Annotated in this window: 19 protein-coding genes; 8 read left to right on the plus strand and 11 right to left on the minus strand. The window is 41.6% G+C overall.

Features of this window, described 5'->3' with window-relative positions:
• Positions 1–4: 4 nt before the first annotated feature.
• From proC to P162_RS13480, 6 genes are all read right to left on the minus strand, one after another.
• Positions 5–805, minus strand: a complete 801-nt coding sequence (gene proC / locus P162_RS13455; protein ID WP_031428083.1) for a pyrroline-5-carboxylate reductase — start codon at positions 803–805, stop codon at positions 5–7.
• A gap of 298 nt (positions 806–1103) precedes the next feature.
• The gene (locus P162_RS13460) at positions 1104–3359 is read right to left on the minus strand and encodes a polyribonucleotide nucleotidyltransferase (protein ID WP_031428084.1); all 2256 of its coding nucleotides are present in this window, start codon (positions 3357–3359) and stop codon (positions 1104–1106) included.
• 288 nt (positions 3360–3647) lie between these two features.
• On the minus strand, positions 3648–3917 hold the full coding sequence (rpsO, locus tag P162_RS13465; RefSeq protein WP_031428086.1) for a 30S ribosomal protein S15: 270 nt from the start codon (positions 3915–3917) through the stop codon (positions 3648–3650).
• Positions 3918–4010: 93 nt separating this feature from the next.
• Positions 4011–4868, minus strand: a complete 858-nt coding sequence (gene accD, locus P162_RS13470; RefSeq protein WP_031428088.1) for an acetyl-CoA carboxylase, carboxyltransferase subunit beta — start codon at positions 4866–4868, stop codon at positions 4011–4013.
• 87 nt (positions 4869–4955) lie between these two features.
• Positions 4956–6023: a class II fructose-bisphosphate aldolase gene (fbaA, locus tag P162_RS13475; protein WP_031428090.1), complete on the minus strand. Its 1068-nt coding sequence runs from the start codon at positions 6021–6023 to the stop codon at positions 4956–4958.
• A 59-nt stretch (positions 6024–6082) separates the two neighbouring features.
• A complete protein-coding gene (locus tag P162_RS13480) occupies positions 6083–8638 on the minus strand; it encodes a BamA/TamA family outer membrane protein (protein ID WP_316931608.1) in 2556 nt (851 codons plus the stop codon).
• Between the two features lie 54 nt (positions 8639–8692).
• Here P162_RS13480 and P162_RS13485 point away from each other — a divergent pair, with 54 nt between their 5' ends.
• From P162_RS13485 to P162_RS13500, 4 genes are all read left to right on the plus strand, one after another.
• Complete coding sequence (locus P162_RS13485) at positions 8693–9430, plus strand: TrmH family RNA methyltransferase (RefSeq protein WP_031428094.1); 738 nt, start codon at positions 8693–8695, stop codon at positions 9428–9430.
• 137 nt (positions 9431–9567) lie between these two features.
• On the plus strand, positions 9568–11313 hold the full coding sequence (locus tag P162_RS13490; RefSeq protein ID WP_031428096.1) for an AAA family ATPase: 1746 nt from the start codon (positions 9568–9570) through the stop codon (positions 11311–11313).
• Positions 11314–11405: 92 nt separating this feature from the next.
• On the plus strand, positions 11406–12326 hold the full coding sequence (locus tag P162_RS13495) for an arginase family protein (protein ID WP_031428098.1): 921 nt from the start codon (positions 11406–11408) through the stop codon (positions 12324–12326).
• Between the two features lie 173 nt (positions 12327–12499).
• Positions 12500–12967 carry a hypothetical protein gene (locus tag P162_RS13500; RefSeq protein WP_164076260.1) on the plus strand — a complete coding sequence of 156 codons (468 nt, stop codon included), beginning with the start codon at positions 12500–12502 and terminating at the stop codon, positions 12965–12967.
• 256 nt (positions 12968–13223) lie between these two features.
• On the opposite strand, the gene P162_RS13505 is transcribed toward P162_RS13500, so the two are convergent.
• The 4 genes from P162_RS13505 to ubiE form a co-directional block, all read right to left on the minus strand.
• Entirely contained in the window at positions 13224–14975 is a 1752-nt protein-coding gene (locus P162_RS13505; protein WP_031428102.1) for an ABC transporter ATP-binding protein, read from the minus strand.
• Between the two features lie 225 nt (positions 14976–15200).
• Positions 15201–16433 carry a porin gene (locus P162_RS13510; protein WP_051907889.1) on the minus strand — a complete coding sequence of 411 codons (1233 nt, stop codon included), beginning with the start codon at positions 16431–16433 and terminating at the stop codon, positions 15201–15203.
• A 119-nt stretch (positions 16434–16552) separates the two neighbouring features.
• Complete coding sequence (locus P162_RS13515) at positions 16553–17278, minus strand: porin family protein (RefSeq protein ID WP_031428105.1); 726 nt, start codon at positions 17276–17278, stop codon at positions 16553–16555.
• A 4-nt stretch (positions 17279–17282) separates the two neighbouring features.
• Entirely contained in the window at positions 17283–18011 is a 729-nt protein-coding gene (gene ubiE, locus P162_RS13520; protein WP_031428107.1) for a bifunctional demethylmenaquinone methyltransferase/2-methoxy-6-polyprenyl-1,4-benzoquinol methylase UbiE, read from the minus strand.
• 123 nt (positions 18012–18134) lie between these two features.
• Between ubiE and trkA the strand changes: the two genes are divergently transcribed.
• From trkA to P162_RS18020, 4 genes are all read left to right on the plus strand, one after another.
• A complete protein-coding gene (gene trkA / locus P162_RS13525) occupies positions 18135–19484 on the plus strand; it encodes a Trk system potassium transporter TrkA (RefSeq protein ID WP_031428109.1) in 1350 nt (449 codons plus the stop codon).
• Positions 19485–19494: 10 nt separating this feature from the next.
• Positions 19495–20994, plus strand: a complete 1500-nt coding sequence (locus P162_RS13530) for a TrkH family potassium uptake protein (protein ID WP_031428111.1) — start codon at positions 19495–19497, stop codon at positions 20992–20994.
• A 54-nt stretch (positions 20995–21048) separates the two neighbouring features.
• Complete coding sequence (locus P162_RS13535) at positions 21049–22023, plus strand: YpdA family putative bacillithiol disulfide reductase (protein ID WP_031428113.1); 975 nt, start codon at positions 21049–21051, stop codon at positions 22021–22023.
• 105 nt (positions 22024–22128) lie between these two features.
• Positions 22129–22899, plus strand: coding sequence for a fasciclin domain-containing protein (locus P162_RS18020; protein WP_035917067.1), 771 nt, complete (start codon positions 22129–22131; stop codon positions 22897–22899).
• A 100-nt stretch (positions 22900–22999) separates the two neighbouring features.
• On the opposite strand, the gene purT is transcribed toward P162_RS18020, so the two are convergent.
• Positions 23000–24163 (minus strand): formate-dependent phosphoribosylglycinamide formyltransferase, encoded by a 1164-nt coding sequence (gene purT, locus P162_RS13545; protein WP_031428116.1) that lies wholly within the window; start codon positions 24161–24163, stop codon positions 23000–23002.
• Positions 24164–24239 lie beyond the last annotated feature (76 nt).

The following is a 24239-nucleotide window of genomic DNA, read 5'->3' on the forward strand; positions in this document are numbered from 1 at the left end:
TAGGTTATTTTCCCAACTCAGTAGCCCTGTTGAAGGCCGCGTAAGCTGCATCTTTAATTAATTCTTTTACATTATTATCATCCATGCTGTCCAAAGCAGCACGGGTAGTACCTCCTTTAGAAGCTACCCTGTCCATCCAGGTCTCAGGAGATAGGTCTGATTCGTTGAAAATCGCCACGGCACCTTCAAAAGTTTTAGTGACCAACACGCGAGAGTCATTTTTAGAAAAGCCCATTTTCAAGGCAGCCTCTAGCATGCTTTGCATAAAATAAAATATATAGGCTGGTCCGCTACCGCTTATTCCCGTTGATGCGTTTATGAATTCCTCTGTATTAACATGAATAGAGCTTCCGGTGGTATCAAGTAGGTTGCGTACCATGATAAGTTCAACCCTGCTCACTTCTTTAGATTCTGTAAAGGAAGTCACGCCTTTACCTACTTTTGCGGGAAGGTTAGGCATTGTACGTACTACTTTAGAGATACCCAGACCATTTTGTATAGTTTCAATAGTTATACCTGCCATTAAGGAAACTATAATTTGAGAATCATTGACCAGATCTTTGATTTTGCCAAAAAGATCTTCTGTATGAAAAGGCTTAACCGCTAAGAAAATTACATCTGCCTGCGGTACGCAATCTTTAACATCAGCATAGGCATCAAAGTGGGGTAATTTGTCAAGTGCTTCAATTTTCTCAGCGGAGACATCGTGAATCATGAGATTCCTTTTATTGAGAAATGGGGATTGCGCCATGCCCTCGGCATACGTTAATCCCATATTTCCTGCTCCTATTACAAGTACTTTCATGTTTTTGCTACTTTTTATTTAATGAAATATATAGTGTGCAAGGACTATGCGGAATTCATGCAACAAAATAGATTTTCACTAAAATCTGATTAAAAATAGGGTATAATAGCTGTTTTACAGGTAATTAGACTTCTAATTTTTGTTACTATTTATAATTTTAACAGAATAATTCGTATTGCAGATATGGCGCAAACAATGGACAAGCAGTCAATTCCCTGCTATAATGACAGTAAAAAAGCGCCTAAGCTGTGAGGCATAGGCGCTTTTAAAAAATCGTACTTTACAAATTTAGAGCAGATTAATCGTCTTTACGATCGTTGTCCCTGCTTCTGGAATCCCTTCCTCTAGAGTTGTCCCTGTTTCGGCTATCACGGCCTCTGCTGTTATCACGCTTGCGGTCGTCACTGCGTGGTGGACGTTCTTTATAACCTTCTGGTTTAGGGAGTAGCGCTTTACGGGAAACTTTCTCTTTTCTCGTCCTGCTATCCATTCCCAGATATTTGATATCAAACACATCACCCATGTTTACAACATCGGTTACATTTTCGGTGCGTTCCCAGGCCAGTTCAGAAACATGTAGCAATACTTCATTTCCAGGAGCATCCACATATTCTACCACTGCGCCAAAGTCAAGCATTTTTATAGCTTTCACTTCATAAACGCTACCAACTTCTGGTTTGAAAGTAATAGAATCTATTTTTGCCAGTACAGCATCAATACCTTCTTTACCTGTACCTAAAATTTCAACAATACCTTCTTCGGTTACCGGATCTTCGTTGATCACGATCGTTGTTTTGGTCGTTTTCTGAAGTTCCTGGATTACTTTTCCACCAGGACCTATCAATGCGCCAATAAATTCGTTAGGAATAGTTACCGTTACCATTTTAGGTGCGTGGCCTTTAACGTCTGCATTCGGCGTAGCAATGGTTTCAGTCAATTTATCAAGAATGTGCAATCTACCTGCTGAAGCTTGTTTAAGAGCATTTACAAGAATTTCATAGGAAAGACCTTTAACTTTAATGTCCATCTGGCAAGCAGTGATACCGTCTGCGGTACCCGTTACTTTAAAGTCCATATCCCCTAAATGATCCTCATCTCCCAATATATCGCTCAAAACGGCATATTTTCCGCTCTCAGCGTCAGAAATCAGTCCCATGGCAATACCAGAAACCGGTTTTTTAAGCTGAACCCCGGCATCCATAAGTGCCATCGTACCGCTACAAACAGTTGCCATTGAAGAAGATCCGTTTGATTCCAATATTTCTGAGACCACACGTACGGTGTAAGGACAGTCTGCTGGAATCATTCCTTTTAATGCGCGTTGTGCCAAGTTACCATGACCAACTTCCCTACGGGAGGTACCACGAATAGGTCGTGCTTCACCAGTTGAGAAAGGTGGGAAATTGTAGTGCAGGTAGAACGTTTCTTCTCCTTCGTAAGAAGGCATATCAATCTGATTTGCTTCCCTTGAAGTACCTAAGGTTACGGTAGCAAGCGCTTGTGTTTCACCACGCGTAAATATAGCTGAACCGTGGGTAGAAGGGAGGTAATCCACTTCACACCAGATAGGGCGAATCTCGTCTGTTTTCCTTCCGTCAAGGCGTAAACCTTCATTTAAGGTAAGATCACGAACCGCTTTTTTCTCTGCTTTATAAAAGTATTTAGAAATAAGATCACCATATTCCTCTTGTTCTTCTTCAGAAAAACTGGCTTTCACCTCATCTTTTATTTCCGAAAAGGCGCTGCTGCGTTCTTTTTTAGAAGAACCATTTTTTGCAATAGCATAAACCTTATCATACGTAAGCTCCTGTACTTTTTTAGCTAGCGCTTCATCTTCACGTTCAGCTTCGTACTCCCGTACTTCTTTCTTGCCAAAAGCTTCAGCAAGTCTTATTTGTGCCTCACATTGTTTTTTAATGGCTTCATGGGCAAACTTAATTGCTTCAACCATTTCTTCTTCAGAGATTTCTTTCATCTCACCTTCTACCATCATCACAGATTCTGCCGAAGCGCCAATGACCATGTCAATATCACTTTCTGCGAGTTGGGCGCGGGAAGGGTTTATGATAAACTCTCCATTCACACGGCCTACGCGTACTTCTGAAATAGCGCATTCAAACGGAAAATCAGAAAGTTGAATAGCGGCAGAAGCGGCAAAACCAGCCATAGCATCTGGCATAACGTCCTCATCATGTGACATTAGTTGGATCATCACCTGGGTTTCCTGGTGATAATCTTTAGGGAATAGTGGGCGCAAAACGCGATCTACAAGGCGCATGGTAAGTACTTCACCATCGCTGGGACGAGCCTCACGCTTAAAAAAACCGCCAGGATAACGTCCTGCAGCTGCAAATTTCTCACGATAATCTACCGTTAAAGGAAGAAAATCAAGGTCTTTTTTCTCATATCCCGAAACTACGGTACAGAGAAGCATACAATTACCAGATTGAACAACAACAGAGCCGTGGGCCTGTTTTGCAAGTTTCCCGGTCTCGATGGAAATTTCTCTTCCATCGCCAAGGTCTATGACCTCTTTAAATGTTTGTGGAATCATAATGTTTTTCATTTACGCCGCGGTACGGCGTTGTTTTACAAATACATTTTTTGAACGAATTCAAAAAACGCGTGGTCGTTGTGTTGTGTGTGTAGTGAGTGGACCAATGAAAAACCTAGTGATAGCTTTCCTTGCCACAAATGATTGCTCAAAAGTGGTTTTTGTATTCTTGCTTTAAAATGAGAAAAATCCGGTTAAATATGGGTTTTTTCATCTAAAAGCACTATAAATTGGGGTGTTCTGTGCTAAATATAGAAAAATAAAAAGGGGCCGCAAAGCCCCTTGATATTATTTTCTCAAGTTCAATTCCTTAACAATAGCACGATATCTCAAGACATCTTTCTTAGTAAGATAATCTAAAAGTGATCTGCGCTTTCCTACCAGTCTCACAAGGGAGCGCTCGGTGTTAAAGTCTTTACGGTTATTTTTTAAATGCTCGGTAAGGTGGTTGATTCGAAGTGTGAACAAAGCGATTTGTCCTTCTGCTGAACCGGTATCCGTTTTGCTTTTACCGTGCTTTTCAAAAATTTCTTCTTTTTTTGCTGCGTCTAAATACATTCCAATATTATTTAAATGATTTTTATGTACATAACGGTTTTTCCGTTAAGGCTGCAAAGATACATTTTTTAATCTGTGCAGCGTTATGAAAAGTTATTTTCTAACGGGTTGATTCTGAATCAAGTCGAGGTAAAGGTTTACTTTTTGTTTCAGTTTACTGCGGTGTGTGATAAAATCAAGGAAACCATGATCCTGTAAAAACTCCGCCGTCTGAAAGCCATCAGGAAGTTCCTGACCGGTCGTATCGCGCACCACGCGTGGACCTGCAAAACCTATAAGTGCTCCCGGTTCTGAAATGTTGATATCGCCCAGCATGGCAAAAGAAGCCGTGGTACCACCAGTTGTAGGATCTGTACAAAGGGAAATGTAAGGGATTTTTGCGTCATGCAATTGTGCCAGTTTTGCAGAGGTTTTTGCCAACTGCATCAGCGACAGGGCCGCTTCCATCATTCGTGCACCGCCAGATTTTGAAATAATCATGAACGGAATATTGTTTTTAAGGGAATAGTGCGCCGCACGGGCTATTTTTTCCCCTACCACAGAACCCATGGAACCGGCAATAAATTTAAAATCCATTGCGGCAATTACAAGGTCTTTGCCCATACTTTTTCCCACAGCGGTACGTACGGCATCTTTAAGGCCCGTTTTTTCCTGGGCACTTTTCAGACGGTCACTGTACTTTTTACTGTCCTCAAAATCCAGCGGATCTTTTGAGGTCATATTCTTGTCAAATTCCTTGAACTTATTGTCGTCAAACAAAATTTGAAAATACTCTGCACTGTTGATACGTACATGGTAATCATCTTCTGGACTAACATAGAAATTCTTGGCCAGTTCTTCAGCATCAATGATCTTTCCGGTAGGGGACTTATACCAAAGCCCCTTGGGAACATCTTTTTTATTTTCTGTGGCCGTCTGTATTCCTTTTTCTTTTCTTTTGAACCAAGCCATAATTGTCTTTAATTTTAGAAAACCATTTTATACACGCAAAATGCATAAAATGGTTCTGATTACATTATAATTATGATCAACCCTTTATTAGAGTTGGTTTACATTATTAAGATCTTCAAATGCTTTTGTAAGTCTCGCGTTGAAGGAATCTTCTCCTTTGCGCAACCATACCCGGGGATCGTAATATTTCTTGTTTGGGCTGTCAGGACCGTTAGGGTTTCCTATTTGGTTTTTAAGATAGTCCGCATTTTCATCAAAGTAATTGCGAATACCTTCAGCAAAAGCCCATTGTAGGTCTGTGTCAATATTCATTTTGATCACACCATAACCTATAGCTTCCCTTATTTCCTCTACGGAAGAACCGCTACCTCCGTGAAATACAAAGTCGATCGTATTTTCTGGCAGGTCATGCTTCTTAGAAAGGTGTTCCTGTGAATTTTTAAGGATTTTTGGGGTAAGTTTTACGTTCCCTGGCTTGTAAACACCGTGCACGTTACCAAAAGCGGCAGCAATGGTAAACTGATCGCTTACTTCTTTAAGTTGTTCATAGGCGTAAGCAACTTCTTCCGGTTGGGTGTAAAGTTTAGAATCATCAATATCTGTGTTGTCCACACCATCTTCTTCACCGCCGGTTATGCCCAGTTCAATTTCCAGGGTCATATCCATTTTGGCCATGCGCTTAAGATATTCTTTACATATCTCTATGTTTTCCTCTAATGGTTCCTCACTTAAATCCAGCATGTGCGAACTGAAAAGGGAATGGCCAAATTGCTTGTAGTGCTTTTCTGAAGCATCAAGTAAACCATCTATCCATGGAAGTAATTTTTTAGCACAATGATCTGTGTGTAAAATTACGGTAGCACCATATTTTTTTGCAAGTTCATGAACGTGCTTCGCACCGGCAACAGCACCTGCGACAGCAGCCTGCTGATTGTCATTAGATAGACCTTTACCAGCGTTAAACTGTGCCCCTCCATTAGAAAACTGAAGGATTACGGGAGCTTTTAACTTTGCAGCGGTCTCTAACACTCCATTAATGGTATCAGAACCTATGACGTTTACCGCGGGTAACGCGTATCCATTCTTTTTAGCGTGGTTAAAAATTTCCTGAACCTCTCTTCCGGTGGCTACACCTGGTTTAATATGATTACTCATGAGTTATATTGTTTTTATGGTTGCGATCGTAAAAATAAGAAAATAAGCCGTGATTATCTTTAGAACGGGTAATTAATGCCAACATTGAACACAGCATCACCAAAATTATAATTTCTGAACCATCGGTTTCCAAGATCAAGTGCTGGGTTGTATGTTTTAAAGCCTACATCAAAGCGCAATACAAAAAAGTTAAAGTCATACCGAAGGCCAAAACCAGAACCCACCGCGATATCTTCCAGGCTTTTAAAATCATTAAAGCGTGCCCGGGGATCCTGCACATTATCAAGCACGTTCCATATATTTCCCACATCAGCAAAAAGGGCGCCCTTGAGGTCGCCAAGCAGGCTAAAGCGCTGCTCTACGTTAAAGGCAAGTTTCATATTTGCTTCATTAAACTCGTTAGGGCTATTTGTACTGCCCGGGCCCAGGCGATAAGCCTGCCAGGCACGGTTGTCATTGGCCCCGCCACCAAAAAAACTGCGTATAAAAGGGATGCTGTTGCTATTGCCGTAAGGGATCGCTATTCCGCCAAAAGCGCGTATGGCAAGTATATTATCATTCTGAAAATCCCAATGTTTTATAAAAGTAAGTTCTGCCTTGGTATATTGTGAAAATGTTACCCCAAAAACGCGGGCATCCCCATTGGCATCCCTTCCCAGCTGCAGTTCATCTGCCGCCAGGGAGAGCAGGTTTCCGGCAAGTTCTAAGCGCGCCCTAAAACTGGTGAACTCTTCGTCAAAAATGCCTTGTCTGGTATTTTTGAGATAGGTGATGCTTGAGGCCAGGATGAGGTTATCTTCGGTAAGGCGGTCACGGCGCTCCTCAATACGGTTTACCTGAAGGAGCTCGTCATTGGCAACATTAATACTGCCATTTTCTACCTGATTGATAAAACCCAAAGCGCCATCGGGAATGCTCAATCGGGGCAGACCGGTATCTGCTTCCGCTTGGCCATATAAGGGATTATCATCGGTCAGATTGTTACGGGCAATTTCATTCAGGTTATCGTAACTGTTACTGTACACATTAAAGTAGTTACTGGTATTTAGGTTACGTATATATTGAATATCGAGCAGGTCAAAACGGTAATTGACATTAGTGGTAGGATTCCAGCGGTAATCTATACCTGCGGTTAGGTTTTGCTTATCAAGCCCTATATTCTGCTGAACGCCCAGACCTGAAGTAAAACTCGTGCTGGGGGCCATTTCCGGGGTGATAAAACTACCGGTGCGAATAGGAAAAAATATACGTGGAAGGGTAAAGTTAAGATCAACGCCCAGTTCTGTAATATCAAAAAAGGCGCTGGCATCATCTGGGGTCGCAGAGGCACCTATGCTCCCGCGGGCAGAAAGTTGCAGTGTTTCCATACCGCCCAGAACGTTACGCATAAGCAGCGAACCGCCACCGGCTATACCAAATTTCTGAATGTTAGACCTGGAGACATCAAAATTCAACCGAGCATTAAATTTGGGTAGCGGAGAGAGGTAAAAGTTTGCAATTAAGTTTCTTCCGGTAGAATCTGCCGGGTCTTCGGTAAAGCGCAAATCGGGATATTTAAACGTACGCAACTGGCCCAGGCGAATAAGGGATTTATTACGCGACTCGTCGCTATAAACATCTCCCGGATCTATAAAAATTGCATTGGTTAGGTAGCGCGGCTTGTATTCTATCTTATCAAAGCCATATAGTTCATAATCATTAAACGACATCGTGTCTTTAGGAGAATCATTCCGCTGGGCGTAAGTGTAATCGGTATAAACTTTTACCGTACTTATATGGTGCACCTTGAGTTCTTCCTGATATACGGAATCCTGCGCCTTAATCTGTCTGTTCTTTATATACAGTTCAAGGTTTACTTTCTGACCGGTATTTACGGTGTCCCCTATAAAACTGATAAATTCCTGGTCAAAATGAAACATCCCGTTGTTTCTGAACAAAGTGGTAAGGCGCCGTGCTTCTGCATTAAGCTCCAGCCTTTTGTATTGTTCCCCTTGTGAAATGAAGGACTGGTTTTCAAATCTTTTATAGATAGAATCTACTTCTGCAGACTGTATAAAAGTCTTTAGCGAGTCGAGAATGTAGGGCTGGCCGGTTGTGACGTTGTAATCTACCTTTCCACGTTTATAAGATAGAGTGTCTATGCTGTAGGCGGTTTCCGCATTAAACCAACCGTTGCTCTTATAATATTCATCAAGCCGTTCTGCGGAACGCTGGGTAAGGCTTTCGGAAATAACGGTAGGGGCTTCGCCGGTACTTTTTAAGGCTTCATTAAAGGCAATCCTGGTCTCAATATAACGGTCCAGTTGTTTTCGGGAGAGAACGGCAGTCCAGAATTTGCGGGTGGCATCATCTTCAATGGCCCTCGCATGTAAAATACTATCAATATTGGGACGGGCCCAGTTGTAAATATACAGCCGAAGCGGGGCAGTAAAGAGCGGAACACGATTATTGGGCTGCTGGTAGGGAATATTGTTGATATTGCCAAGCTTGTTCCTGGTACCATTGACGTCTATGGTATTTTCCATGAGCAGAAGTTTATCGTCTGGTACGCGCTTAATGGCATTGCAACCCGCAACCGTATACAGAAGTACAATAAATAATGCTATTTTCGTCAACAGGTGCTGCAAGATGGGAATCGCTCAGAATAACGTCAAAAATACATAATAAGCATGGTAGCTAAAAGCCAAATAAAATTAATAACGAGCCTGGCTCAAAAAAAGTACCGGCAGCAGCACGGCTTGTTTGTGGTAGAAGGTATCAAAGGCATTCAGGAATTACTGCAATCCCGTTTTAAACTGCATTCATTATATGTTTTAGAGGAACATAAAACCGACTTTCCAGGCCAAAAAACCATCGAAATTGACCAAAAAACGCTTAAAAAAGTCAGTTTTTTAAAAAGTCCACAGAAGGCGCTTGCGGTATTTGAAATCCCAGAGGAAAGCAAAGCAGAACTTCCTGGGCAGGGGCTGCAACTTGTGCTTGACGACGTGCGCGACCCAGGGAACCTGGGCACGATCATACGGCTTTGTGACTGGTTTGGCATCACGCATTTGATCTGCTCTGCCCAGACGGTAGATTGTTACAATCCCAAAGTTGTACAGGCCACAATGGGTTCGCTGGGACGTGTACACATAACGTATCGCGATCTTACTATTTTCTTAGCAGAGCAAAAACTCCCCGTTTACGGCGCTTTTATGGACGGAACCGCCATTTATAAGGAAAAATTGCCCGAAAATGCCGTTTTAGTGCTGGGAAATGAAGGAAATGGAATTAGTACCGAAGTTGAAAAACACGTCCAGCACCGCATCAGTATACCGCAATTTGGAAGTCCTACTGCCGAAAGTTTAAACGTTGCCACCGCAGGGGCGATTTTAATAAATACGTTTAGGGAAAGGGGCGGGGTGTAGGTTTTAGATGATTGAATTTAATTGGTTGAAAATGATTAAATTAGTCGGAGTATAACGGGATAGACGGAATGGTACGTTTTTACACATGTTATGTCGAATAGAAGAAAACCAGATTTGTTAAATTAAGAGATGAAAGTATGTTGATTGATTCTTTAGAACTTAAAAATGGCCATACAATTGAGCTTAGGTCTCTCAACCTCGTAATTGGTCCAAACAATTCTGGTAAAAGCTCATTTCTGAAGGATCTTCAGAACTTAACTGATCAAGGTTTGATTTTAGGTTCTACAAACCCATCTGGGTTAACTGAGGAGCAAATCAAAATATTCATGGAGAAAGCCAACAACTTTTCTGTGCCTGCACCAAAAGGCGGATCATGGAATAGCGGCAGTTGGGAGGAGGCTCAGACACATGTGAAGCGAGAAATTAAATCCGTTAGCAATACTTTATTAAAAAGAAAATGGACTCAAACTACTATGATTCTTGATGGTAAAACCAGATTGGCGATGGTAGACGACAAGGCATACCAAGGCATATCTTCTAAAGAAAAGCAGAATGTTTTTGAAACTCTTAGAAGAAATAGGAAGTTAAAAGCAGAACTTCAGAAGCATATGGAGGTTATACTACCAGGCAAGTACTTTGCTTTATGGAACCCTAAGCCTGCAGTTTTAAGAGCATACATTTGTAATATCGAACCAATTAATGATATTGAATATTTCGATTCACCAGATGCGGCCACTTTCTTTGAAGAAAATGCTATTCCACTTTCATCTTACAGCGATGGTATTAAAGCATACTTAGGTATATTAATAAATGTTATTGCTGATGGAAAATTGCAATTCTTAATAGACGAGCCTGAAGCTTTCCTCCACCCCAATCTTTGCTTCAAATTAGGTCAGACTCTATCAACCATTTCACTGGGTAAAGATAATATGTGCTTTTGTGCAACTCATTCTCCATACTTCTTGAAAGGTTGTCTTTCACTAACACCAAATGAAGTGAGCGTGACGAGATTTGAATTTGAAAAAGAAATAAGTAAAGCCAATACATTGGCCACTGAGGACTTGAAGGCTGTAATTCATGATCCATTATTGAACAATATTGGGGTAACGGAAGGCTTATTCCATTCTAGGGTAGTTGTGACAGAAGGAGATTCCGATAGAGCATTCTACAACGAAATAAACAATCGGCTTGTCGCTTTTACTGATAAAGGAATTAGAGACTGCCTTTTTGTTAATGCTCAAAATAAGCAGACAATTGCAAAAGTTTTGGGTTTGTTTCGTAAAGTGTCAATTCCTTGTGCTGCTATTTCTGATATCGACACTTTTAAGGAGGGAGGTACAAACTTCACAAATATTCTAAATTCTCTTTCAATTATTGGAGGGTCTGCTGAATCACTTTCAGTACTTCGTGAACGAGTAAATCAAAGTTTGAAGGCGGCAGCCAACAGCACGGGAATAGAAGAAACTACATTTGAAATATTATCCGAAAGATTATCTAACGCCAATTCTGAAGGAAAATCTGTCTCAGAATTTCTAGGGTCACTAAGAGGAATTACCAAGCCCCCAGATTACAAAAGACTTGGTGGGGCAAGTTTGCTTTCAGGTTCTGAAATATCAGACGCCAATAACCTAATTACTCAATTAGCCAGTGCTGGTTGGTTTGTTATACCAAATGGAGAAGTAGAAAAGTGGCTGCTAAGCTTAGGCGTGGGTACTTCTAAACATGGTTGGCTACTACGAATTTTTGAAAAAATGGGATCTGACCCAATGCTCCCAGAATATGTGAATCCACCAAATCCACTTGATGATGTATGGCTATTCACTTCAAAGATTAACGAATGGTTTTTGAATCAAACGAATTTAAAAGAACATAAAACGACATAACACTATATATGAAATCATAGCACCCTGCGGGATGCTAAGCTTCATATACTTAAAGTTATGTGAAAGCTGAAAAACACCCCTGAACTCAAAAAATGAACAGTAATAAAATCACCATTTTGGAATTTCCAACGAACCTGGGGTTAAGAAAGAGAGATGCTGATACCGAACCCGGTGTAAAAAAACTTCCAGATTGGCTGAAAAAACACGGTTTTCACAAGCGGGTAAATGCTGAGCGAACCTTGCGTCTTGAACCGCCTGCATATGCTATGGATTTTGATAAAGTAACAGGGGTAAGAAACGCAGATAAAATCATTAACTACGCAATAGAACAAGCTAAGATCGTATCTGAACACTTAGAAGAGGATGTTTTTCAAATTAGCCTGGGAGGCGATTGTAGTATTTTAATAGGTACTGCTATCGCACTAAAACAGAAAGGAAATTATGGGCTGTTTTTTCTGGACGGGCATACGGACTTTATTACATCTGAAATTTCTCAAACCGGTGGTGTAGCCGGCATGGACCTGGCGATCGTTACTGGTAATGGCCATGATACCTTGACTAATATTACCGGTTTAGAGCCATATTTCGAAGAAAAGAATGTTTTTTGCGTGGGTAATAGGGAGTACGATACAGCCTATGTACGTCCCATTTTAGAATCTGGTATAACTTATTTTGATTTAAAAAGGTTACAAGAAAATGGGTTTACAGAAACAGCAAAGCAATTTCTAGAAATGGTTGAGATAAACAAGTTGGATGGTTTTTTTATTCATCTTGACGTTGATGTATTAAACGATGAGATCATGCCGGCTGTTGATTGTAGAGCAAATGATGGACTCACGTTTGAAGCGTTTAAAGAACTACTGAAACCTTTACTATTGAGCCCAAAAGCGGTTGGAATTGAAATCACCATTCTGGATCCCAATTTAGACGCCGATGGAACGTATACAAAACAGTTTATAAAGCACTTCCTTGAATTAGTAGACTACGGAAAAGCAAAAACTGTTAATACATAGATCATGGTCTTATAAAAACAGAGGGAACAATCTCTTTTGCAAATGATTAAGCCGGTGCAATATAAATTCTAGTTATCTCAAATGTATAATTTTCATGTCGCTACTATAAAAGTTCGGAATTTTATCTATCTTAGATTTATTAAACCATAACGTGTTGGTTTACGATATATAATATGATGAAAAAAGAACTTTCGATTTTAATAGTGCTTGCTTTAATAATTTTGAGTTGTTCTCCTGACGACCATGAATCAACCGTACAGCTTAACCAAAAAATCAAAGCTAAAACCTTTGAAATATCCGCCCCCTCAGGTTGGAAATTAGTAGAGGGAGAGGGAATTGATACTTATATAGGTAGAATAGAAAATGACAGGTTAAGTATTTTGTTTGATCAAGGCTATCTTAGTTTTGGAACCCTGGCTAATATTGATGAAACTGAAGAGACAACCTTTTTTCAACGCCTAGAAATAAATGGTGTTCCTGCCATAATACGTAAAGAAAATCAACCAATTTATGCAGCCGCCCACACTACATTATCGGTTTATCTTGATAATGGTACGAAACAAAATATGCTCTACGTTTTAGATTCAGAAGATGATGCATTTTTTATAACGCTGTTTAAGACCCATAAATTTCTCGATTAAAAAACGCAACAAAAAACTGAAAATAGCCTTTAAAGTGGCATTTTTCAGCTCAAATTGACAAAAAAGATATAAAATTCATTTTAAATCGAATACGTTAAATGAAGGAATATTTTCATTGGAAAAACGCCGCTAAATGCTTAAAATCAAGTCTTATTAAGTAAAAAAAGTGCTTTAAACCATTAAAATTACTCATTTTCTCAATATGATTTACCCTATAAATAGGGATTTTCAACCTTTAATAATTACGGATTAAACTTTAAATCTTCGCTTGATACGTATATAAATCGTGATACCTACCGCCCTGGGCGATCAAAGTCTCGTGAGAACCGGTCTCGGCAATTTTGCCATTTTCAATAACCAAAATCTTATCGGCTTTTTTGATGGTACTTAGTCGGTGGGCGATGATGATCGTAGTTCGGTCTTTAATCAGTTCCTGTAGGGATTTTTGAATCAAGCCTTCACTTTCGGTGTCCAAATTAGAGGTTGCTTCGTCCAGGATAATAATCCGTGGATTGGCTAAAATCGCACGCGCAATAGAAATACGCTGCCGCTGCCCGCCCGATAATTTTACTCCGCGCTCACCAATTAAGGTATCCAGGCCTTCCTCAAAACGATCTGTAAATTCATCAACATAACCCGCATTGACTGCTGCCAGAAGTTCAGCTTCCGAAGCCTCTGGCCTGGGGAATAAAATGTTTTGTCTAATAGTTCCTTCAAATAAAAACTCGTCCTGCAAAACCACGCCCAGATGTTTGCGGTAACTGTTGAGTTGCACGGTAGCAAGATCAACACCATCAATAAAAACCGTTCCCTGCGTGGGATTTATAAAACTGGCACAAAGCCCTGCAATGGTAGATTTACCCGAACCAGAACTGCCCACCAGTGCGATTACCTGTCCCGCTTTTGCTTCAAGGCTAATGTTGTGAAGGACATTTTTTCCTTCCGTATAGGCAAAAGTCACGTCTTTAAGCTGAAGGTGACCGCGTACTTCCTGAAGGGTAACCGTACGGTTTTGCATTTCTTCTTCCGTGGTCATATCCATCAGCTCCTCGGTACGGTCAAGTCCCGCAAGTGCCTCGGTCAACTGGCTGCCTATGTTGCTCATTTGTACAATGGGCGCGATCATAAAACCAAGCAGCAGGGTGAAAAGCAGGAAATCACCGGTGGTCATGCTACTTTGAATCATATAATAACCGCCTATTCCCATAATCCCCACGGAAGCCAATCCCAGTAAAAACGTGGCAGAACTGGTCATAAACGCGGTTGCGGTAAGGCTTTTCTTTACATTTTGAAACAAGCGTTCTACGCCCACTTCAAAGATTTTGTTTTCCTGTTCTTCGGCATTAAAACCTTTAATAACACGCACGCCGGCCAGGGTTTCGGTGAGGCGGCCGGTGACTTCAGCATTGATTTTACCGCGATCGCGGAAAATGGGTCGGATGAATTTAAAAGCTTTTAGCGCCACAAACCCGAAGATCGCAACCGGGACAAAGACAAACAAAGTCATCCAGGCATTTATGCGTATCAATAAAACCAGCGAAATCACGGCGGTAAGTGTACCGCCCACCAGTTGCACCAGACCGGTGCCTATAAGGTTGCGCACGCCTTCCACATCGTTCATGATACGGGAAACCAATGCGCCAGATTTAGTATTGTCAAAAAAACCAATGGGCAGCGAAAGCACTTTTTTCTGAACCTGGGTACGCAGTTCGCTGATAAGGTATTGTGCCTGTACGCTGAGCAATTTTGTCAATAAAAAGGACGTGACCGCCTGAACGAGTAATGCCGCGCCCACCATCCAGAGCAGGTTATAAAGACCGGAAATATCTTTGTTTGGTACAATCTCATCCAGTAGTTCCTTAGACTTGAGCGGTAGCACAAATCCCGCGAGCCTGCTTACCACGATGAGGAACAAACCGAGAAAGAGCAATTTTCTTCTGGGCCAGACAATCGTTTTAAATGCAGAGGCCAGGGTCACCTTGCCAGTGGTTTTATCTTTTTTTATCATAGACCGTAAAGGTACGCCAGTGTAAAATTTAATGGCAAAAACCTTCTATAAATGTGCTAAAAACCGCTAAAAATGGTTGAAAATTGGCTATAAATGATCAATTTCTATGCTGCGGAAATGCGTATTTACGGGTTTTGCAGACCCTTATCTTAGGTTCAGGGGTTGAATGCCTGACAATTACTTAGATATCGGAATATAAACTCCAAATCAGGAGATTTTATTTGCCTAAAAAGAGATATCCCATTGAAGTCGGAAGCGGAATTCGTCATCCATAGCACCTGAATCGGTTTCCAGATCAAACTGCGAAATTTCAACGGATAGTTTGTTGTTATGCCCATGAAAAAACCAATTGAAACCAAGGGTTTTTTCTTCAAAAGCCATACTTTCTTCCATATCAGGTCTAAAATGGGCATACCGGGCGGCTATTTCAAGCGCTTTTGGCCACCACAGAAAGGATTGATGCGCGAGATAGCCTGCATTTACATAATAACCGCCCAGTGTGGTTTTGCGGTTGTCCTCCAGTTTGTTTATGATCTCTTTTCTGTGAAATTCCCCCTGCGCACTAAAACCCTGATAAACAAAAGCTGATTCCAGATTGACCTGGTTGACACGATACTGGCCGTTTTCCTCCTTTTCAAAATCAGTAAGAAAACCACCGCCAGCGGAAGAAAAGCGGGTAAACGGACTACGGTTTGTCACTCCGGCGAGGGCAATAATAGCTTCCGGATCTTTGTGTATTTCCAGGTCGCTGCTATTAAAACCAAGATCTTCCCCAAGTACGTTCCATTGCAAACGGCCAAAATACATAAGGTGGCCATCATCGTTTTCCTGAGTACTCCTGCCCGTACCGGTAAAAACACCTGCCCAGTAACTAAAGTCCAGCGAACCATGCTGCCTTAAGCGGCCATAAAGCTCAATCCCCTGCTGGCGGTCTACGGTAAAGTTTCGGTTGAGGATAGAGCGGTCAACAAGTTGCTGCTTTCCACTACTTATGCGGCGTTCCCTGGAGAATTCTACTTTCCACTGACCCACTTTTAAGTTGAGCCATTCCCATTTTTCGATCATGATCCGGTAATCCAGTAGGTTGGATTGTCCCAGCTCATATTCCCAGTAAAATTTTAACCACGGTTTATACGCGTGTCCACCTACTTTGAGCCTTGCGCGGTTGATTTTAAAAACACTATTGGATTCATTATCAAAATCATCAAGGTTCAAAGGGTTTTGATCACTGGGTGTAGCAATCCTAAACTGAAGTCTGCTCTGTATCTGCAATAAATATTCATTGGAATTTGACCGTAGCTCAAAACCCTTATTTCCGTAGTCAATATTCCAGCCATCAAGAGAATCCTTTTTCATTTCCTGGGCATGTGCACCAAAAATGAAAAGGTTTAGCAGTAGGGCATAGCCTATTGCACGCCCGGAAACGTTGGTATTCTTACCCTGTAAACTAAAAGTCAATTGATTTAAATATAATGTATAATAAAAAGAGGGGTCCAAGATACCTCAATAGAAGGTTATTCTATGTGTTAGTAAGGGATTTTATAAATTTTTACCGCTGTCTGATTGCTGAAATGGACTTATTGAAACGTTAGGTTCAAGAAGATCCCACGGGTGGCCATTTTGTCAACATTGCCCGTATAAGGGCTAGAAATATTATTTATGTTTAGATTGTCCGTATTATCATCACGTACAAGTTCATCATTTAGGGCAAATACACCGCGAATACTGGGTGTAAATTTGAAATAATACAGATAAAAATCAATGCCAAGTCCCAGTTCATAATAATAGGTATTGTTTTTCATCCTGAACTGACCGTCAAAATTATCATCAGGATTGTCCTGATTACTGGAGAGGTTATAAGAATAACTTACACCGCCCATTATGAAGGGCTTAAAATTATTCAGTCGTTTTGTGGAAACTTTTAAAAGCAGGGGGACGTGTATATAAGTCGAATTACTCTCCCGAATGGCCGCTTGCTCGCTGGCAAACTCACCCGGAAATAGGATTTCCCTTTGTGTAAATACAAGACCAGGTTCCAGGCGCAGGTTGAAGTAATCATTGATGCGCATATCACCCAGCAAACCAACGTTGAAACCTAACGTCTGATTGACTAAAATATCATTTTCCTGATAGTCTGCGTAATCAAACTTGAAATCATAGCTGTTCAGACCTAAAAAGAAACCCCATGACCAGCGCTGCTTGTCAAAGTTTTCAATATTAGTGAGTCGCTCTTTACTGAACAGTTGAGCATGCCCTATCTGGGCGCAAAAAAGGAATAAGAAGAAAGGGATTATTTTTCTCATGCTATTATTTTGTAGCGGTATAGATTGTAGCGACCCCAAAGGTTTGTGGATCATCCTGCACATTAGTAAACCCGGTTTTGCGCAAAATATTGTTGAACTTCTCCCCATATGGGAATACAGAGGCGCTTTCGCTAAGATAGGCATACGCATCCTTGTCTTTGGAGAATACCCTTCCTATTAGTGGCAATAAATGTTTTGAGTAAAGCGAATATCCCTGTTTAAAAGGTGTTTTTGTGGGTACAGACGTTTCTAAAATGACAAATATTCCGCCAGGTTTAAGCACGCGGAGAATTTCGGCAAGGCCTTTTTCCAGGTGTTCAAAATTGCGTACGCCAAAGGCTACGGTGATAGCATCAAAATGGTCATTTTCAAAAGGAAGGTTCTCGCTGTCTGCCTGTACCATTTCGATTTTATCATGATACCCTTTAGCTGCGATTTTTTTGCGGCCCACATCCAGCATGCCGGCAGAAATATCAAGACCTACGATTTTGCCAGCCCCGGTGGGAACCATCTGTATGGCAAGATCACCTGTACCGGTAGCGACATCGAGAATACGGTCTGCCCCACTATTTTTTACCAAGTTGACCACTTTTTTGCGCCACTGCACATCGATCCCAAAAGAAATCACGCGGTTTAAACCATCATATTCTCCAGAGATGGTATCAAACATCTGCTCAACCTGTTCTTTTTTAGAGCGGTCTGAACTTTTATAGGGATTGACATTTTTTGACATGGGCAATTTTACTGCAAATATAAGATTTGTTGTGGGATAGCCCTTGTTTTTAAACAGTCTTGATATTCGCAAATTGTTGGTATTAAATCACGTATCTTTGCGCAGTTTATTTTAAAATATTTTATGAAAATAGTCATAGCGGGCGCTGGTGAGGTAGGTTTTCATTTGGCAAAACTACTTTCTTTTGAATCTCAGGATATCACTTTGATAGATGTTGACAAGGAAGGGATCGCTTACGCAGACACGCATTTAGATATACGTACCATTCGCGGGGATGCCACTTCAATAAGGGCGTTGAAGGATGCACAAATAGACCGGGCAGACCTTATTATCGCGGTAACTTCAAGTGAAACCACAAATATTACCGTTTGCGTTCTTGCAAAGCAAATGGGAGCTAAGCGAACCATTGCCAGGATCTCCAATACTGAATTTATTGATAATCAGGAGATGGTGGGCTTCAAGAAATTTGGTATCGATGAACTCATCTCGCCAGAAAGTTTAGCCGCTTCTGAAATTGAACTCTTGTTAAATCAGTCTGCCTTTAATGACAGTTATGAGTTTGAAGAAGGAGCGCTTACCATGGTAGGTACTATTTTATCACGTACCGCATCCTTTGTGGGCAAAAGTGTAAAAGAGGCCGCGCTTATTTTTCCTGAACTTCACTTCATGCCCATTGCCATACAGCGCAGCGGTACCCAGTACACGCTTATACCTAGGGGTGATACTGTATTTAAGGAAGGTGATCAGGTTTATTTCATGACCGTGAAGGGTGGGGTAGAGGAGATCTACAAACTTACCGGGCAGATGAAACAGCAGATCAAACATGTAATGATCCTGGGCGGAAGCAAAATAGGTTACAAAACCGCACGCGATCTTTGTTCTCATAATTTTAAGGTTAAACTGGTTGAAAAAGACCGGGAAAAAGCCATTGACCTTGCAGAAAAATTACCCAGGGCACTCGTCATTAATGGCGATGGCCGAAATGTGGAACTTCTTGAAGAAGAAAATATCTATGATATGGATGCCTTTATCGCGGTAACTGGCAACAGTGAGACCAATATCATGTCCTGTCTGGTGGCCAAATCAAAAAGCGTAAAAAAAACCATCGCCCTTGTTGAGAATATGGACTATTTTCAGCTATCGCACAGTATTGGCATAGATACATTGATCAATAAAAAGTTACTTGCCGCAAATAATATTTTCAGGTACATACGAAAAGGGGATGTGGTCGCCATGACCAAACTCAACAATATGAACGCAGAACTCCTTGAATTTATAGCCAAACCAAACTCTCAGGTCATCGGCAAACGTATCAAGGATCTAGATGTTCCCCGTGCTGCGACCATAGGGGGTATAGTGCGTGATGGCGTGGGGATTATCGCCCTGGGCGATCATGTGATCAAGGCGGGGGACCGCATTGTGATGTGCTGCCTCTTGCGCTCTGTCAATAAAGTGGAACGAATGTTTATTTAATTATCCTACTGTGCCCAGATTAAATTACAAGATTATACTGCACCTCATGGGTGTTTTACTGCTCTTTAATGGCGGTTTTATGATGATTTCGGCCATTTTTGGCTTTTTCTATGATGGCTATGACGTCACCATGCAAATTACCGCAGCAGCGCTGCTTACCATGTTTGTTGGGGCGCTCCTGATGTTTATTACCAAAGATCGCAACAAAGAAATACAACGGCGCGAGGGCTATATTGTCGTGACCTTTGGGTGGATTTTTATGTCCCTGAGTGGCTGTCTTCCCTATATATTTACCAATTCGATTCCCTTATTTACAGATGCTTTTTTTGAGACTATAAGCGGCTATACTACTACAGGCGCTACGATTCTCAATGATATTGAAGTTGTTCCTCACGGGGTACTTTTCTGGAGGAGCACGACCCACTGGATAGGCGGGATGGGTATCATCGTGCTGGCCATTGCTATCCTGCCTTTGCTAGGTATAGGAGGTATGCAGCTTTTTGCGGCAGAAGCCCCTGGGCCCAGTGCAGATAAGCTACACCCGCGTATCACCGATACCGCAAAAAGGTTATGGCTTATCTATTTTGGCTACACCGTTATTGAAACGATCTTTTTAAAGTTAGCTGGGATGAACTTTTTTGACGCTATAAATCATGCCATGAGTACGCTTTCCACAGGAGGGTTCAGTACAAAAAATGCCAGTATGGCCTATTGGAACGATAACCCAGCAGTGCAATATATCGTCATTCTTTTTATGTTTCTGGCGGGTACCAATTTCGTTCTCAGTTATTTCGCGTTTAAGGGTAAGTTGAAACGTGTTTGGGAAGATGAAGAATTTAAATTGTACACCACGTTTGTTTTCGGCTTTGCCATACTTACTTCCATATTCATTATTTGGCAGGCTGATGTCTCCATATCGTCCATTAGCCATCCTATGGTTTTGGGAGAATATGAAAGCGCGATACGCCACGGACTTTTTCAGGTACTTACGGTGATGACCACCACCGGTTTTGTAACCGCAGATTACACACTATGGGCACCGTTTGTGACCGTAATATTTTTTGGTTTGATGTTTCTGGGCGGCTCTGCCGGTTCTACTTCCGGGGGGATTAAGATCGTGCGGCATTTAATTATAATAAGGAACGGTGTGCTCGAGTTTAAACGTACCCTGCACCCTAATGCGATACTTCCCGTACGTTACAACGGCCGCGCGGTCTCTAAGGAAATCGTATTCAATATACTTGCCTTTTTCATACTTTACCTGCTAGCATGGATTATTGGAGCCTGCGGACTTGGTTTTATGGGATTGGGTTTTGAAACAGCACTGGGAACGGCTGCCTCTGCCCTTGGTAACGTGGGGCCGGCATTTGGCGATCTTGGTCCGGTGAACAATTACGACTCCCTGCCGCCCCTGGGTAAATGGTGGTGCTCTTTTTTAATGCTTATCGGCAGGCTTGAGCTCTTTACGGTCCTTATCCTGTTTACGCCATTTTTCTGGCGAAATAGGTAAGGATTGGTTAACTTTATAGTTACGGCCCATGGCCGAAATTAAAAACAAATTGCTTTGAAAACACATCAACTTATAATTATTGGGGCAGGTCCCATAGGGCTTGCCTGTGGTATCGCTGCGTCTAAGGCAGGACTGGATTACGTCATACTTGAAAAAGGCGTTCTGGTCAACTCGCTATATAACTTTCCTGAACAAATGACCTTTTTTTCAACCTCAAACCTTCTTGAGATAGGAGATGTACCTTTTGTTTCTCATAGTGATAAACCTACGCGTAAAGAAGCGCTTGAGTATTATCGTCGTGTTCATGACAGTTGGAAATTAAATATCAAATTGTACACTGCGGTAAAGGGAATGGAAAAGGAAAATGATGAATACCGTATCAAAACGTCTAAAGGTGATTTTATAACCGAAGCGGTAATTGTCTCCACCGGATTCTATGATACAGCACGAAAACTGGGAGTCCCGGGCGACGATTTGCCAAAAGTGAAACATTTTTACGATAGTCCACACCCTTACGTAAATCAGAATGTACTGGTGATAGGTGCGGCAAATTCTGCCTGCGATGTAGCCTTGGAGACTTATTACAAAGGCGCCCATGTGACGATGGCCATACGTGGAAATGAGATTTATGAAAAAACCAAATACTGGATCAAGCCGAATATTGAAAATAGGATCAAAGAAGGGGCGATAAAGGCGTATTTTAATACGGAAGTGAAGGAAATTACCCCAACGACCGTTATTTTAGACACCCCAGACGGGGAGATCGAACTGGAAAATGACTTCGTTTTGGCAATGATAGGATATACACCGGATTATTCCCTTTTTGAGCATTTGAACCTGCCTATTGACGAAGAGCATGAGAAACGACCTGTTCATGATTCCCTGACCCTTGAAACACCTTTGAAGAACGTTTTTGTTGCAGGGGTAATCAATGCGGGTATGAATACCAGTAAATTATACATAGAAAATACAAGGGATCATGCAGATAAGATCGTCAACGAACTCAAAGGAAAATTAGTTCATGCATAACTTGGCTATCCCTGTTAAAAACCTGCCAAACCTTTCCTAATCTGAAAACCGAAGCCCCTATTTTAGCGTTATATTTGATAATAAACCAAAAAAAACGCTATAAATATGAAAATTTCTAAAATTTTACCCGTAACGCTTTTGGCCAGTACTTTTGCTCTGACTTCCATATCCTGTGGTGATCAAAAGAAAGTTGCTGAGAACCGTGCCGATCAAATGAATCAGGATTCAAGAGAGGCCATGGATGATACCAGGCAAATGGCCGAGGATACAAAAGATGACATGGACGATACCATGCAAAATAGTCAGGAAATGGTAGCCAATGAAAAAGACGCCATGGAAGAAGAGGCTATGAATGAAATGGATGAGGTAACAGACGCTATGGGAGGCATGGAGAAAATGGTGGGAGGTGCAATGATGTCCCCTAACGAAACCATTGTAGCGAACGCTTCAAAAGCAAATAACCTTACCACTCTGGTGGCCGCAGTAGAGGCTGCTGATCTAGTTCAAACCTTACAAGGTGATGGACCGTTTACTGTTTTTGCGCCTACGAACGATGCTTTTAATAGTCTGCCATCAGGTACGGTAGAGACCTTATTAGAACCAGAAAACAAAACCATGCTTCAGGATATTTTAAAATATCATGTAGTTGCAGGGAAAATGAATGCTAAAGATGTCATTGCTGCTATAAATAGTGGAAATGGTAAGGCAGAATTTGCTACTGTAAATGGAGCCATGCTTACCGCGATGTTGGATGGTGATAAAGTAGTGTTAGAGGATGAAGATGGAAATACTGCTACCATCACCACTGCTGATGTGGATCAATCCAATGGAGTTGTACATGTCATTAATACAGTATTGATGCCTAAAAAGAATTAAGGATAGGATCACCAATCATATTAAAAAAAACAGTCCCAAATTTGGGGCTGTTTTTTTTTAATACCGATTTTAGAACGATTCTTTGAAATGGAAAAGAGAACTAGTTTGTAACAATGACTTCCTTAGCGCTCTGAAATGCGCGTTCCCTAACGACAGACATATCACTGTCCAGATCGTCGTAGCTTACTACAACGCCCATCCTGCGACCGGCAAAAGCGGTAGGCTTTCCAAAGATCCTGAAATCCGTTTTAGGCATGGCTGCGGGAATTTCAACATTTTTGTACGTAGGCCGCATACTGGTCTGGGTCGAAATAATTACCGCACTCGCACCCATTTTATCTAACGTGATCTCAGGTATGGGAAGTCCTAGAATGGCACGCAGGTGCAATTCAAATTGATTGAAGTTTTGTGTATGCGCGAGGGTAACCATTCCGGTATCGTGCGGTCTGGGAGAAAGTTCGGAAAAATAAACTTCATCTTCGGTAACAAAAAACTCAACGCCCCAGATGCCTGCACCGCCCAGTGCTTCTGTGATTTTTTTTGCGATTTCCTGAGCCGCTTTGAGATCTCCGGGTATCATCTCTGCAGGTTGCCAGCTTTCGCGATAGTCCCCATTTTCCTGACGGTGGCCTATAGGCGCGCAAAATAATGTTTTACCATTGCTCTGGGTTAGGGTCAGCAAGGTGATCTCGTATTCAAATTTGATAAATTCTTCTACAATAACTTCAGTAATGTCACCCCGGGAAGACTCGTGGGCATGTTGCCATGCGTTCGGAATTTCCGCGGGACTTTTTAAGGTACTCTGGCCTTTTCCGCTGGAGGACATCAATGGCTTTACGATGCAGGGAAATCCCACTTCTTTTGCGGCAGTTTCCAGTTCTGCCAGCGATGAGGCATAGCGATATTTCGCTGTTTTGATATCCAGTTCTAGACTGGCCAGATCACGTACCGCTTTCCTGTTCATTGCAAAATTTGCAGCTTTGGCACTGGGTACAACGGTAATGCCCTCTTTTTCATAATCATAAAACCGTTCGGTGCGAATGGCCTCTATTTCGGGTACGATAAAATCTGGTTTGTATTTTTCCACAATTTTATCCAGTTCATTGCCATTCAACATATCCACTACTTCAAAAGCATGCGATACCTGCATGGCCGGCGCATTGGCGTAACGGTCTACCGCAATTACCTTTTGACCAAGGCGCTGGGCCGCAATCGCAAATTCTTTACCTAATTCCCCACTTCCCAATAGAAGAAATGTTGCCATAAATTGATTTTTTTTAACTGACTATAATCAGATTTTGATTCTATATATTTTAAAATGGCCTATGAAATAATTCTTA

Source organism: Flavimarina sp. Hel_I_48 (assembly GCF_000733945.1).
Lineage (GTDB): Bacteria > Bacteroidota > Bacteroidia > Flavobacteriales > Flavobacteriaceae > Leeuwenhoekiella.

Bases quoted from the DNA above. Each gene is read 5' to 3' on its own strand.
- P162_RS13515 (WP_031428105.1), bottom strand. From the start codon at position 17,278: ATGAGAAAAATAATCCCTTTCTTCTTATTCCTTTTTTGCGCCCAGATA.
- P162_RS13500 (WP_164076260.1), top strand. From the start codon at position 12,500: ATGATGAAAAAAGAACTTTCGATTTTAATAGTGCTTGCTTTAATAATT.
- purT (WP_031428116.1), bottom strand. From the start codon at position 24,163: ATGGCAACATTTCTTCTATTGGGAAGTGGGGAATTAGGTAAAGAATTT.
- ubiE (WP_031428107.1), bottom strand. From the start codon at position 18,011: ATGTCAAAAAATGTCAATCCCTATAAAAGTTCAGACCGCTCTAAAAAA.
- P162_RS18020 (WP_035917067.1), top strand. From the start codon at position 22,129: ATGAAAATTTCTAAAATTTTACCCGTAACGCTTTTGGCCAGTACTTTT.
- fbaA (WP_031428090.1), bottom strand. From the start codon at position 6,023: ATGAGTAATCATATTAAACCAGGTGTAGCCACCGGAAGAGAGGTTCAG.
- P162_RS13505 (WP_031428102.1), bottom strand. From the start codon at position 14,975: ATGATAAAAAAAGATAAAACCACTGGCAAGGTGACCCTGGCCTCTGCA.
- P162_RS13495 (WP_031428098.1), top strand. From the start codon at position 11,406: ATGAACAGTAATAAAATCACCATTTTGGAATTTCCAACGAACCTGGGG.
- trkA (WP_031428109.1), top strand. From the start codon at position 18,135: ATGAAAATAGTCATAGCGGGCGCTGGTGAGGTAGGTTTTCATTTGGCA.
- rpsO (WP_031428086.1), bottom strand. From the start codon at position 3,917: ATGTATTTAGACGCAGCAAAAAAAGAAGAAATTTTTGAAAAGCACGGT.
- P162_RS13490 (WP_031428096.1), top strand. From the start codon at position 9,568: ATGTTGATTGATTCTTTAGAACTTAAAAATGGCCATACAATTGAGCTT.
- P162_RS13485 (WP_031428094.1), top strand. From the start codon at position 8,693: ATGGTAGCTAAAAGCCAAATAAAATTAATAACGAGCCTGGCTCAAAAA.
- accD (WP_031428088.1), bottom strand. From the start codon at position 4,868: ATGGCTTGGTTCAAAAGAAAAGAAAAAGGAATACAGACGGCCACAGAA.
- proC (WP_031428083.1), bottom strand. From the start codon at position 805: ATGAAAGTACTTGTAATAGGAGCAGGAAATATGGGATTAACGTATGCC.
- P162_RS13460 (WP_031428084.1), bottom strand. From the start codon at position 3,359: ATGATTCCACAAACATTTAAAGAGGTCATAGACCTTGGCGATGGAAGA.